The organism is Leifsonia sp. NPDC056665 (assembly GCF_042791795.1).
Classification (GTDB): Bacteria; Actinomycetota; Actinomycetes; order Actinomycetales; family Microbacteriaceae; genus Leifsonia.
Map to the genome: position 1 here is coordinate 24,958 of NZ_JBHTXK010000015.1, position 12,111 is coordinate 37,068.

Annotated in this window: 11 protein-coding genes; 6 read left to right on the plus strand and 5 right to left on the minus strand. The window is 70.1% G+C overall.

Annotated features, from left to right (window positions below):
- Positions 1 to 176 precede the first annotated feature (176 nt).
- Positions 177 to 524 (minus strand): hypothetical protein, encoded by a 348-nt coding sequence (locus ACFQ9V_RS14195; protein ID WP_382459779.1) that lies wholly within the window; start codon positions 522 to 524, stop codon positions 177 to 179.
- Positions 525 to 543: 19 nt separating this feature from the next.
- Positions 544 to 915, minus strand: coding sequence for a hypothetical protein (locus ACFQ9V_RS14200; protein WP_382459780.1), 372 nt, complete (start codon positions 913 to 915; stop codon positions 544 to 546).
- A 109-nt stretch (positions 916 to 1,024) separates the two neighbouring features.
- Between ACFQ9V_RS14200 and ACFQ9V_RS14205 the strand changes: the two genes are divergently transcribed.
- Genes ACFQ9V_RS14205 through ACFQ9V_RS14230 form a run of 6 tightly spaced genes read left to right on the plus strand, consistent with a single transcriptional unit; the run spans position 1,025 to position 8,645 of the window.
- Entirely contained in the window at positions 1,025 to 2,641 is a 1,617-nt protein-coding gene (locus tag ACFQ9V_RS14205; protein ID WP_382459781.1) for an ABC transporter substrate-binding protein, read from the plus strand.
- 4 nt (positions 2,642 to 2,645) lie between these two features.
- A complete protein-coding gene (locus ACFQ9V_RS14210) occupies positions 2,646 to 3,575 on the plus strand; it encodes an ABC transporter permease (protein ID WP_382459782.1) in 930 nt (309 codons plus the stop codon).
- On the plus strand, positions 3,565 to 4,473 hold the full coding sequence (locus ACFQ9V_RS14215; protein ID WP_382459783.1) for an ABC transporter permease: 909 nt from the start codon (positions 3,565 to 3,567) through the stop codon (positions 4,471 to 4,473). Before ACFQ9V_RS14210 ends, ACFQ9V_RS14215 begins: the two co-directional genes overlap by 11 nt.
- On the plus strand, positions 4,470 to 6,200 hold the full coding sequence (locus ACFQ9V_RS14220; RefSeq protein ID WP_382459784.1) for a dipeptide ABC transporter ATP-binding protein: 1,731 nt from the start codon (positions 4,470 to 4,472) through the stop codon (positions 6,198 to 6,200). Before ACFQ9V_RS14215 ends, ACFQ9V_RS14220 begins: the two co-directional genes overlap by 4 nt.
- Before the next feature lie 20 nt (positions 6,201 to 6,220).
- On the plus strand, positions 6,221 to 8,137 hold the full coding sequence (gene typA, locus ACFQ9V_RS14225) for a translational GTPase TypA (protein ID WP_382459785.1): 1,917 nt from the start codon (positions 6,221 to 6,223) through the stop codon (positions 8,135 to 8,137).
- Positions 8,138 to 8,174: 37 nt separating this feature from the next.
- Positions 8,175 to 8,645, plus strand: a complete 471-nt coding sequence (locus tag ACFQ9V_RS14230; RefSeq protein WP_382459786.1) for a hypothetical protein — start codon at positions 8,175 to 8,177, stop codon at positions 8,643 to 8,645.
- Positions 8,646 to 8,652: 7 nt separating this feature from the next.
- Here ACFQ9V_RS14230 and efeB read toward each other — a convergent pair whose 3' ends face one another.
- Genes efeB through efeU form a run of 3 tightly spaced genes read right to left on the minus strand, consistent with a single transcriptional unit; the run spans position 8,653 to position 12,077 of the window.
- Positions 8,653 to 9,969 carry an iron uptake transporter deferrochelatase/peroxidase subunit gene (gene efeB / locus ACFQ9V_RS14235; protein ID WP_382459787.1) on the minus strand — a complete coding sequence of 439 codons (1,317 nt, stop codon included), beginning with the start codon at positions 9,967 to 9,969 and terminating at the stop codon, positions 8,653 to 8,655.
- Positions 9,966 to 11,147, minus strand: a complete 1,182-nt coding sequence (gene efeO / locus ACFQ9V_RS14240; RefSeq protein ID WP_382459788.1) for an iron uptake system protein EfeO — start codon at positions 11,145 to 11,147, stop codon at positions 9,966 to 9,968. The genes efeB and efeO overlap by 4 nt, the downstream gene beginning before the upstream one ends.
- 60 nt (positions 11,148 to 11,207) lie before the next feature.
- Entirely contained in the window at positions 11,208 to 12,077 is an 870-nt protein-coding gene (efeU, locus tag ACFQ9V_RS14245; RefSeq protein WP_382459789.1) for an iron uptake transporter permease EfeU, read from the minus strand.
- Positions 12,078 to 12,111: the final 34 nt, after the last annotated feature.

Below are 12,111 nucleotides of genomic sequence, written 5' to 3' on the forward strand. Positions count from 1 at the left end.
CCCGGGTGGCCGCGCGGGCGGTCGTGGCCCTGGGTGCCCACCGAGCCGGTGCGTTTGGGGCGGGGGGCGGGCGGGGGGGCTGCACCGGGGGGCGCGGGGCGGGGGGGGGGGGGGGGGCTTTCCGCGTGTTCGGCACGGGGGGGCGGCGCCCGCCCCCCCCCCCCACTCTTCATTCGCTAGCGGTTGAAGGCGACGCACTTCTCGGTGAAGCTGCTCACGTTGCCCGGGGAGACTCCGAAGCCCCAGTTCAGTGTGCTCTTCCCGCTGTTATACGAGTACGAACCATTCGCCGTGACCTGGCGAACAAGGGTGTCCTGCGCCCACGCCATGTTGGAGGTGAAAGTGAAGAGATTCACCGTGCCGGTGCTCTTCCAATCGATCTGAGCGGTCTTCCCCCCTCCGCAACCGAGAGTTCGGATCCCGAAGCCGGACATGGCGGTCGCCGGAGCGGCGGTCAGAACACCGCCGGCCAGGACGCCGGCTGAGACAGCCAGGACCGCAACAACGCGCTGGATAGCCTTCATCAGTACCTGCTTCCAATCGTTAGTGATACATCGCACAGCGGGCGTGACTGACGACCGGAACCGGATTCCCGTCGTCGTCCGCGAACGCCCACGTCAGCGTGTGGTGTGCGCTGGCGTACGAGTGCTCGCCCCGAGGTGCGGGAACGTCCGTCGTGGCTCTCGCGCCCGCGGTGTTGTTCTCGTACACGGTGAGGTGGAGGGCTGCGTCACTCTGCCACGACACTTCGACGACCCCCGCGCCGCATCCCACCGTCTGCCTCTCGCTGACAGAGGTCCTTTCGGACCGCTCGGGGGTTGCGGCACCGGGGGCGCCGGGGAACCCTACCGACAGGGCCGCGAGCGCCATTGCACTGAACGTCGCGGATCTGAGGAAGGGAATTGTGGTTCGCACGCTAGTGATCGTAGCGCGTTGAATCAGGAATTTCAATGTAACCAGAAGTACTTGCAACTCCAGCGCAGAGGCCCTATGGTCTGAAGTCGACCCCGCTCAGGAGGAAATCGTGGCCATCAGACTTCTCGGTCGTACTTTCGCTGCTCTAGCGGCGGCCGGCGTGCTCGTGCTCACCGCCTGCAGCAGCCCCGACGCCGCGTCGAAGGCGGACACGGCCGCCATCGTCACCGTGAACGGCAGCGAGCCGCAGAACCCGCTCATCCCGACCAACACGAACGAGGCCGGCGGCGGCAAGATCATCGAAGCCGTGTTCTCCGGGCTGCTGACCTACCAGGCGGACGGCAAGCCGGTCAACGATGTCGCCCGGTCGATCGAGACGAGCGACTCGCAGCACTTCGCCATCACGATCAACGGCGACCGCACCTTCAGCAACGGCGAGAAGGTCACCTCCCGCTCGTTCGTGGACGCCTGGAACTACGGGGCCAAGAAGAGCAACGCGCAGCTCCTGAACTCGTTCTTCGAGGACATCGAGGGCTTCTCCGCCGACACGGACAGCGAGCTCACCGGCCTCAGCGTCGTCAGCGACACGGAGTTCACCGTCGACCTGAAGACCCCCGTGTCCGACTTCCCGCTCCGGCTCGGATTCTCCGCGTACTATCCGCTGCCCAGCGTCGCCTTCGACGACATGGCGGCCTTCGGCGCGCACCCGATCGGGAACGGTCCGTACACGCTCGCGAGTGCGAAGGCCTGGAAGCACGACGAGAGCATCGACCTCGTCGCGAACCCCGGCTACACCGGCCCGCGCACGGCGAAGAACGGCGGGCTCCGCATCGTGTTCTACGCCTCGCTGGACTCGGCGTACGGCGACCTGAGGTCGGGGACGCTCGACGTCCTCGACGCGATCCCCGAGGCTGCGATCTCGACTTTCGAGAAGGACCTCGACGGCCGGGCGGTCAACCAGCCCGCCGCCGTCTTCCAGAACGTCGCGATCCCGGAGCGGATCGCGCACTTCGCGGGCGAGGAGGGCAGGCTGCGCCGCCAGGCCATTTCGCTGGCGATCGACCGGCCGCAGATCACCAAGGTCATCTTCGACGGCACGCGGACTCCGGCCAAGGACTTCACGTCGCCGGTCATCCCGGGCTGGTCCGGCAGGCTCGACGGCTCCGGCGTGCTCGATCACGACGCGAAGAAGGCCAAGCTGCTCTGGGCGGAGGCCGACAAGCTCTCGCCGTGGACGGGAGTGTTCACCATCGCCTACAACGCCGACGGCGGCCACCAGGGCTGGGTGGACGCGGTCGCGAACAACCTCAAGAACACCCTCGGGATCGACGCGAAGGGCGACGCCTCGCCGACGTTCGCACTGCTCCGCACCGCGATCACCGATCACACGATCGACTCGGCGTTCCGCGCGGGCTGGCAGGGCGACTACCCGGGGCTGCTCACCTTCCTCCGGCCGGTGTACGGGACGGGCGCGCTGTCCAACGACTCCGGTTACGCGAACCCGGAGTTCGACGCCCTGCTCGCGAAGGGTCTCGCCGAGCCGGACGTGGAGGCCGCGAACGCCGACTTCCGCGCCGCGCAGGAGCTCCTGCTGCGGGACCTGCCGGCCATCCCGCTCTGGTACTCGAACGTCACCGGCGGCTACAGCACGTCGGTCGACCACGTCACGTTCGGGTGGAACTCGGTGCCGCTCTACGAGCAGATCACCAAGCACTCCGCGTCCTAAAGCGATGATCCGCTTCCTGGGCTTCCGGGTCCTGCAGGCCGTCCCCGTCCTGCTGGGCACGACGCTGCTGATCTACTTCATGGTGTTCGCCATGCCGGGGGACCCCATCGTCGCCCTGTTCGGCGACCGGACTCCGAGCCCGGCCGTGCTCGCGGAGCTGCGCAGCCGGTACCTCCTCGACCAGCCCTTCCTCGTCCAGTACCTGAACTACCTCGGCGGCATCCTGCGCGGAGACTTCGGGACGTCGTTCTCCGGCGAGCCGGTGAGCGAGATCCTGGCGCGCACGTTCCCGGTCACGCTGCGGCTCGCACTGCTCGCACTCACGATCGAGATGGTGTGCGGCATCGCTGTCGGGCTCGTCAGCGGGCTGCGGAAGGGCCGGCTCTTCGACGCGAGTGCGCTCGTGGTGAGCCTGCTGCTCATCTCGGCTCCCATCTTCGTGATCGCGTTCGTCCTCCAGTACGTGTTCGGGATCTGGCTCGGCTGGGCGCGGCCGACCGCAGGCCCGGGGGCGCCGCTCCAGGACCTCGTCCTCCCGGCGGTGGCGATGGCGGCGATCAGCTTCGCCCAGATCGTGCGGCTGACCCGTTCATCCGTCATCGACACGAACGGCATGGACTTCGTGCGGGTCGCGGCGGCCAAAGGGCTGCCGCGTCGCCGGATCGTGCCGGTGCACGTGCTGCGCAACTCGCTCATCCCGGTGGTCACGTTCCTCGCGGCGGACTTCGGCGTGATGCTCGTCGGGGCGACGGTGACGGAGGGCATCTTCAACGTCCCCGGCGTCGGGAGGACGCTCTACCAGGCGATCATCCGCGGGGAAGGGCCGACCGTGGTCTCCTTCGTGACGGTCATGGTGCTGCTCTATCTCGTCGTCACCCTGCTCGTCGACCTCCTCTACGCCGTGCTCGACCCGAGGATCCGCCATGCGTCGTGACGAGCCGTCCGCCCGGGCCGCCGCCCGGGCCGCCACCCGGCCCGCCACCCTGGGGTCGGACGCCTGGGAGGACCTGCGCCGCCGGCCGATGTTCTGGTGCTCGGTCATCCTCATCGTGCTGATCACGGCCGTCGCCCTGTTCCCCGGCCTCTTCGCGCAAGCGGCGCCGAACAGCGACTGCCTGCTGAGCAACAGCAACGGCGGCCCGGCGCCCGGCCACCCGCTCGGGTTCACCAAGCAGGGCTGCGACATCTACTCGCGCATCGTCCACGGAACCGGGACGTCGCTCTCCGTCGGCGTGCTATCGACCGCGCTCATGGCGATCCTCGGCGTCGTGTCCGGCGCGCTGGCCGGCTTCTACGGAGGCTGGATCGACGCCGTGCTGTCACGCGTCGGCGACATCTTCTTCTCGATCCCGTACATCCTCGCGGCCGTCCTGATCATGTCGGTGTTCGCGAAGTTCGCGAACGTCTGGGTCATCTCGCTCGCCATCGGGGTCTTCGCCTGGCCCGCGACCGCGCGTGTGCTCCGGGCGGAGGTGCTCCGCGTGAGGACGGCCGACCACGTGCTGGCCGCGACGGCGATCGGGCTGTCCCGGTTCCGCATCCTGCTGCGCCACGTGCTGCCCAACTCGCTCGCGCCGGTCATCGTCGTGACCACGCTGTCGCTCGCGGGCTCGATCGTGGCGGAGGCGACGCTCTCGTTCCTCGGCGTCGGGCTGCCGAGCGACGTGATGTCGTGGGGCAACGACATCAGCCAGGCGCAGAACGACCTCCGGACGGCGCCGCAGACGCTCGTCTACCCGTCCCTGGCGCTCTCGGTCACCGTGCTGAGCTTCATCATGCTCGGCGAGGTGGTCAGGGACGCGCTCGACCCGAAGGCGAGGGCACGCCGGTGAGCGCAGCATCGGATCAGACCGGCGCGAGCCCGCTGCTCGTCGTGTCGGGCCTCCGCGTGGGGTTCCCCTCACGCGGCGGCGTCGCCACCGCGCTCGACGGCGTCGACCTCACCGTCCATCGCGGGGAGACTGTCGCGATCGTGGGGGAGTCCGGCTCGGGCAAGTCCACCACCGCGCAGGCGATCATCGGGCTCCTGCCCGGCGCCGGCCGGGTCCTCGGCGGCTCGATCGTGCTCGACGGCGTGGAGCTCACCACTCTCGGCCGCAGAGAGCTGGAGGCCGTCCGCGGCCGGGAGATCGGCTTCGTGCCGCAGGACCCGATGTCGAGCCTGAACCCGGTGTGGAGCGTGGGCTTCCAGGTCGAGGAGGCCATCCGGGCGAACGGCGTCGCCACCGGCCGCCGTGCGGTGCGCGCGAAGGCGATCGAGGTGCTCGAGCGCGCCGGTCTCGCCGACGCGGGCAGCAGGCTCCGGCAGTACCCGCACCAGTTCTCCGGCGGGATGCGCCAGCGCGCGCTGATCGGGATCGGCCTCTCCGGCGACCCCAAGCTCCTGATCGCGGACGAGCCCACCTCGGCCCTCGACGTGACGGTGCAGCGCGGCATCCTCGACCACCTCGGCACGCTCACTCGGGAGCTCGGCACCACCGTGCTCCTGATCACGCACGACCTCGGGCTCGCGGCCGAGCGCGCCGACCGGGTGGTGGTGATGCACCGGGGCCGGGTCGTGGAGGCCGGACCGAGCCGCGAGGTGCTGCTGCGCCCCGCGCACCCGTACACGCGCAGCCTGGTGGAGGCCGCCCCGAGCGTCGCCGCGGGCCCGCTGCGCGCGACGGACCGGCGACTGGCCGCGGCGGCCCAGGCGACCCCGTCGACCCCGGCCATCGCGGTCAGCGGGCTCACGAAGGTCTACCGGGTGCGCAGCGGCGGCCTCCGGTCGACGGCCCTCACGGCCGTGGACGGGGTGAGCTTCACCGTGCCGCGGGGCACCACCACCGCCCTCGTCGGCGAGTCGGGCTCCGGCAAGTCCACCGTCGCGAAGCTGATCCTGCGCCTGGAGGAGCCGACCAGCGGCCGTGTCGCTATCGACGGTCAGGACACCGGCGCCCTGAACGTGCGGGAGGTCTTCGCCCTCCGCCGCCGGATGCAGCCGGTGTTCCAGGACCCGTACGGGTCGCTCGATCCGCTCCGCAGCGTCGGCGCCAGCATCGCGGAACCGCTCGCCGTGCACCGGGTCGGCGACCGGGCGTCGCGTCGGCGGCGCGTCGCCGAGCTGCTGGACCGCGTGGCGCTGCCCGCCGCCTTCGCCGCGCGCTACCCGAACGAGCTCTCCGGCGGCCAGCGGCAGCGCGTCGCCGTCGCCCGGGCGCTGGCGCTGAACCCCGACATCGTCGTGCTCGACGAGGCGGTGTCGGCGCTCGACGTGCTGGTCCAGGCGCAGGTGCTCGACCTCCTCGGCGAGCTGCAGGACGACCTGGCGCTGACGTACCTGTTCATCACGCACGATCTCGGGGTGGTGCGCCGGATCGCGGACCACGTCTGTGTGATGCGGAAGGGCCGGCTGGTGGAGCAGGGGACGGCGGCGGAGGTGCTCGCCACGCCGCGCGAGGAGTACACGCGCGCCCTGCTCGACGCCGTTCCCGGTGCGGACATTCCGCTCGGTCATCGGCCGTTAACGGAGGCGCCCGGCCGCTGGGATAGAATAGACCGTTCCCCTTCTTCCTTCTGACGAGAGTCGAGCCCTCACGCATGTCCGAGAACGCCGTCGCCCACCGCGACGATCTGCGCAATGTCGCGATCGTCGCCCACGTCGACCACGGCAAGACCACGCTGGTCGACGCCATGCTGCGGCAGACCAACTCGTTCGGCGACCACGAGCACGTCGAAGAGCGTGCCATGGACTCCAACGAGCTGGAGCGTGAGAAGGGCATCACGATCCTCGCCAAGAACACGGCGATCTCCTACAAGGGCAAGCACGCCGCCAACGGCCCGATCACCATCAACGTGATCGACACCCCGGGTCACGCCGACTTCGGCGGCGAGGTCGAGCGCGGCCTGTCGATGGTCGACGGCGTCGTCCTGCTGGTGGACGCGTCCGAGGGCCCGCTGCCGCAGACCCGCTTCGTGCTGCGCAAGGCGCTGGAGGCCAAGCTCCCGGTCATCCTGCTGGTCAACAAGACCGACCGTCCGGACGCGCGCATCGACGAGGTCGTGCACGAGAGCCAGGACCTCCTGCTCGGTCTCGCGAGCGACCTCGCCGACGATGTGCCGGACCTCGACCTGGACGCGATCCTCGACGTCCCCGTCGTCTACGCCTCCGGGCGCAACGGCGCGGCCAGCCTGAACAAGCCCGAGAACGGCGACCTGCCGGACAACGGCGACCTCGAGCCGCTCTTCGAGGCCATCCTCGAGCACATCCCGGCGCCGACCTACGACCCGGAGGCTCCGCTCCAGGCCCACGTCACCAACCTCGACGCCTCGCCGTTCCTCGGCCGCCTGGCGCTGCTGCGCATCTTCAACGGCACGCTGCGCAAGGGCCAGACCGTGGCCTGGGTGCGTCACGACGGCGACGTGCACAACGTGCGCGTGACCGAGCTGATGATCACCAAGGCCCTCGACCGCTACCCGGCCGAGAGCGCCGGCCCCGGCGACATCGTCGCGGTGGCGGGCTTCGCCGACATCATGATCGGCGACACGCTGGCCGACCCGGACGACATCCGCCCGCTGCCGCTCATCCACGTGGACGACCCCGCGATCTCGATGACCATCGGCACCAACACTTCCCCGCTGGTGGGCAAGGTCAAGGGCCACAAGCTCACCGCGCGCATGGTCAAGGACCGCCTCGACCGCGAGCTGATCGGTAACGTGTCGCTGCGCGTGCTCGACATCGGCCGCCCCGACGCGTGGGAGGTGCAGGGCCGCGGCGAGCTGGCGCTGGCCATCCTGGTCGAGCAGATGCGCCGCGAAGGCTACGAACTGACCGTCGGCAAGCCGCAGGTGGTCACCAAGAAGGTGGACGGCAAGACGCACGAGCCGTTCGAGCACCTGACCATCGACGTGCCGGAGGAGTACCTCGGCGCGATCACCCAGCTGCTCGCGGCGCGCAAGGGCCGCATGGAGAACATGTCGAACCACGGCACCGGCTGGGTGCGCATGGAGTTCATCGTCCCCTCGCGCGGCCTGATCGGCTTCCGCACCGAGTTCCTCACGATCAGCCGCGGCACCGGAATCGCGAACGCGATCTCGCACGGCTACGACGAGTGGGCCGGGCAGATCATCACCCGCAGCAACGGCTCGATCGTGGCCGACCGCTCCGGCGTGGTCACCCCGTTCGCCATCATCGCCCTCCAGGAGCGGATGACGTTCTTCGTGAACCCCACCGAGGAGGTCTACGAGGGCATGGTCATCGGCGAGAACTCGCGCGCCGACGACATGGACGTGAACATCACCAAGGAGAAGAAGCTGACCAACATGCGTCAGTCGACGGCCGACAACTTCGAGTCGATGACTCCGTCCCGCCAGCTCACGCTGGAGGAGTGCCTGGAGTTCGCCCGCGAGGACGAGTGCGTGGAGGTCACCCCGGAGGCCGTGCGCATCCGCAAGGTCGAGCTCGACGCGACCGCCCGCGGCCGCGCCGCGTCGCGCCTCAAGCGCCAGGACGCGTAAGCGTCACGCTCGGCTCCGCGGCGCGCATAATCGACTCATGAGACGCTCCCGCCTGCTCGCGCTCCCGGTCGCGGCCCTCCTGTTGGTGGGGGTCGCGCCGGCGCTCGCGGGCTGCAGCTTCCAGACCGTCGTGAAGAACGTCACCGGCGGCAACGTGGATCTGGGCGGGAACAAGGTTCCCTCCGACTTCCCGAAGGCCGTCCCGCTCGCGAAGGGCGCCGTCGTCTTCGGCGCCAGCGTCGGCAGCGGCCACGGCAAGGTCTGGAACGTCACGATCAAGGTGCCGGACGCGAAGGCATACCAGGACATCGCGAAGCAGCTCGCGGACGCAGGCTTCGACGGCGGCTTCGGCGCCCAGGGGCCGGACGGCGGAGGCACCGGGACGTTCTCGAACAGCGAGTTCGGCGTCCTCGTCGTCGTCAGCGACGCCGGCAGCAACGGCTGGGTGGCCAACTACTCGGTGTCGCGCGCGGCCGTCGAGACCCCCGCGCCCACGGCGACGCCGTAGCAGCAGGTCAGGCGAAGAGGGGGGCGCCGACGTAGGAGCCCTCGCGGGCGCCGGGCGGCACCGCGAACACCGCGGAGCCGACGTGCTTGAGGTACTCGTTCATGAGGTCGTTCTTCGCGAGCTGGTTCTGGATGGGGATGAACTGCTTGCGCGGGTCGCGCTGGAACGCGATGAAGAAGAGCCCGGCGTTCAGCCGGCCCAGGTCGTCGTTGCCGTCCACGAAGTTGTAGCCGCGGCGCAGGAGCTGCGCGCCGTCGTTCATCGTCGGATGCGCCAGGCGCACGTGCGAGTCGGGGTCGATCGTGGTGCCGCCGGCCGGTGACAGCGCGAGGAAGTTCGGCTCGCTGAACTCGGTGCCGCCCGAGAGCGGCGCGCCCTCGCCCTTGTCCCGCCCGACGATGCGCTCCTGCTCGCCGAGCTGCTGGCGGTCCCAGGTCTCGATGACCATGCGGATCTTCCGCGCCACCAGGTACGAGCCGCCGTGCATCCACGCCGCGCCGTCGCCGCGGTCGGCCCAGACCTGGTCGGCCACGACGGAGGAGTCCTCGGCCTTGATGTTCGCGGTGCCGTCCTTGAAGCCGAACAGGTTGCGGGCCGTGGTCTGGCTGCGCGAGGTGGACGAGGTGCGGCCGAAGCCGAGCTGCGACCAGCGGATGGCGGCGCGGCCGAACGCGATGCGGGACAGGTTGCGGATGGCGTGCACGGCCACCTGCGGGTCCTCGCTGCACGCCTGCACGCACAGGTCGCCGCCGGTGAGGCTGTCGAGCAGCGCGTCGCCGGGGAAGTGCGGGAGGTCGACCAGCGCGGCCGGGCGCTTGCCGGCGATCCCGAACCGGTCGGTTCCGTCGGAGGCCGTGAACAGCGTCGGGCCGAAGCCGAACGTGAGCGTGAGGCCGCCGGGCGGGAGGTCGAGCGCTTCGCCCGTGTCGTCCGGGGGAGCGTCGGACGGGCCGGAGGCCGGGCCGTACTTGCCGGCCGGCTTGCCCTGCGTCATCCGCGCGGCCGCGACGGTCCAGTCCTGCAGCAGCTCGATGAGTCCGTCCCGGTCGAGCCCGTCGGCGACGTCGAACGCGGCGAAGTGGAGGCGGTCCTGGGTGGGCGTGACGATGCCCGCCTGGTTCGCGCCGTAGAACGGGTAGGTCGCGCTGTCGGGGGAGGAGGCGACCGCGTGGCCCACGGCCGCGCCGGCGCCGAACCCGACGACGCCGGCGCCGACCGCCGCGCCGGCGAGGCCGAGCATCCCGCGCCGGGACAGGCCGGAGCGTCCGGCGCCCGCCTCGGGCGCCGGACGATCGGCGGAGGTCGTGTCGTCTGCCACCGTCACTTGACCAGGATCGAGGTGAGCTGGCTGAGCGGCTCGCTCAGGGCGTTGACCGAGTCGGAGAGCTCCTTCACCTGCGCGGTGGTGAGCTGGGTGTAGCTCACGTAGCCGGCGCCCTCCGTGTACTGCGCGAGGAGCTTGTCGATCGTCGCGAACTCGACGTCGAGCTTCTGCGCCGTGGTCTTCCCGGTCGCGCCCTTCTCCAGCAGCACCGCCCGGACGTTGCCGTAGGCGACCTCCGCGCCCTCCACGTTGGCCTTGAAGTCCCAGAGGTCGGTGTGCGAGAAGATCTCCTCCTCACCGGTGATCTTGCTGCGCGAGACCTCCTCCATCAGGCCGGCGGCCCCGTTGGAGATCTGGTCGAGCGTGAGGGTGAAGTCCTTCGCGTGCACGAGGTCGTAGAGCCGCTGGGTGTCGGCGACGAGCCGGTCGCCGAGGGTCTTCCGGCCGGCGGCGTCGGAGGCCGTGAACCCGGCGGGCGCCCACAGGTCCTTCTCGATGCGGTGCCAGCCGGTCCACTCCTGGCCCTGCTCCAGGTCGGCCTCGCGGAGGTCGAGGGCGGGGTCGATGTCGCCGAACTGCTCGGCGGTCGGCTCGATCCGCTCGTAGTAAGAGCGCGCGACAGGGTACTGGGCGCGGGCCGCCGCGTCGTCGCCGGCCTCGTAGGCCGCCGCGAACGCCTTCGTCGCGGTGAGGAGCTCCCCGGCCTGGTCTTTGACATAGGAGACGTAGTTGGTCACGGCCTGCGCGACCTGCTTGCTCTCGCTGACGGACTTCGTGTCGCCGGCGCCTTTGGTCACGGTGAACTTCGCGACCGAGGTCGGGTTGCCGACCATCCCCTTGCGGCACGCGGTGAAGTAGCTGCCCTCGGCGAGCTGGACGACGTAGTTGACCGTGGTGCCCGGGCCGATGTTCTCCTTCTCGCCGGCGATGCGCAGCTTGTCCGGCGCGAGAACCTCGAACTCGTTGACGTCGCTGCCGGTGTTGGTGACCTGGAAGGTGATCGGGCCGGCGGGAGCGGTGGCGGTCTTCACGGTGCAGGCGGTGTCGGTCAGCGTGACCTGGATGGCCTCCGCCTCGGCGACGGCCTTGTTGGGGACGCAGCCGGTGAGGGCGAGTGCGACGGCCGCTGCGGCGGCCAGGGTGCCGGCGATCGTGCCGAGCTGACGGTGTCGGGGCATGGCGATGCTGTGCTTTCTGCTCTGGTGGATGCTGTGGGCCCGCGCGGTGGCGGGGCCGGATCAGGAGTGGACGGGCGTCCGCGGCGCGGGGGCGGACGGGGCGGAGGGGGTGGCGGCCGGTCGCGTCTGCGACGCCCGGTGCTGTCGCACGTAGAAGAACGTCACGACGACGATGTAGCCGGCCCAGGCGATGACCTGCGGCCAGGTCGGCGACGGGTTGAAGTTGAGGATGCCCGCGAGCGCCGTGCCGTACCAGCTCGACGACGGGATGAGGCCGCTGATGTCGTACGCGTGGATGCCCGCGCCGGGGATGACGCCCGCCTCCTGCAGGTCGCCGATGCCGTAGGCGAGCACGCCGCCCGCGACGAGGATGAGGAACGCGCCGGTCCAGGTGAAGAACGAGCCCAGGTTGATCCTCACCATGCCGCGGTAGAGGAGGAAGCCCAGCACCGCGGCCGTGACGAGGCCGAGGACCGCGCCGATCACCGGCTCCCAGCCGCCGCCGATGCTGGCGACCGTCGCCCAGACGAAGAGCGCCGTCTCGATGCCCTCGCGGCCCACGCTCAGCATGGCGAGGATCACGACGCCCCAGCCCGCGCCCACGAGCGCGGAGTCGAGCCGGTTCTGGAGGGTGGACTTCATGCTGCGGGCGGTCTTGCCCATCCAGAAGATCATCCAGGTGACGAATCCGACCGCGATCAGCGACAGCGTCCCGCCCACGATCTCCTGCGCCTCGAAGCTGAGTCCGTACGGGCCCCAGGTGAGCAGCGCGCCGATCCCGAGCGGGACGACGAGCGCGATGCCGACGCCGACCCACAGTTTCGAGAGCACGTCCGTGCGCCCGATCTTGACCACGTACGCGACGAGGATGGTGACGATGAGCGCCATTTCGAGGCCTTCGCGGAGGCCGATCAGATAGTTCGCGAGCACAGAAGACCTTCGAGTGGAGGCGGGGGGATGTTGG

Excerpts from the sequence above, each read along its gene's own strand:
- ACFQ9V_RS14215 (WP_382459783.1), top strand. The coding sequence starts at position 3,565 with ATGCGTCGTGACGAGCCGTCCGCCCGGGCCGCCGCCCGGGCCGCCACC.
- typA (WP_382459785.1), top strand. The coding sequence starts at position 6,221 with ATGTCCGAGAACGCCGTCGCCCACCGCGACGATCTGCGCAATGTCGCG.
- efeO (WP_382459788.1), bottom strand. The coding sequence starts at position 11,147 with ATGCCCCGACACCGTCAGCTCGGCACGATCGCCGGCACCCTGGCCGCC.
- ACFQ9V_RS14210 (WP_382459782.1), top strand. The coding sequence starts at position 2,646 with ATGATCCGCTTCCTGGGCTTCCGGGTCCTGCAGGCCGTCCCCGTCCTG.
- ACFQ9V_RS14230 (WP_382459786.1), top strand. The coding sequence starts at position 8,175 with ATGAGACGCTCCCGCCTGCTCGCGCTCCCGGTCGCGGCCCTCCTGTTG.
- ACFQ9V_RS14195 (WP_382459779.1), bottom strand. The coding sequence starts at position 524 with ATGAAGGCTATCCAGCGCGTTGTTGCGGTCCTGGCTGTCTCAGCCGGC.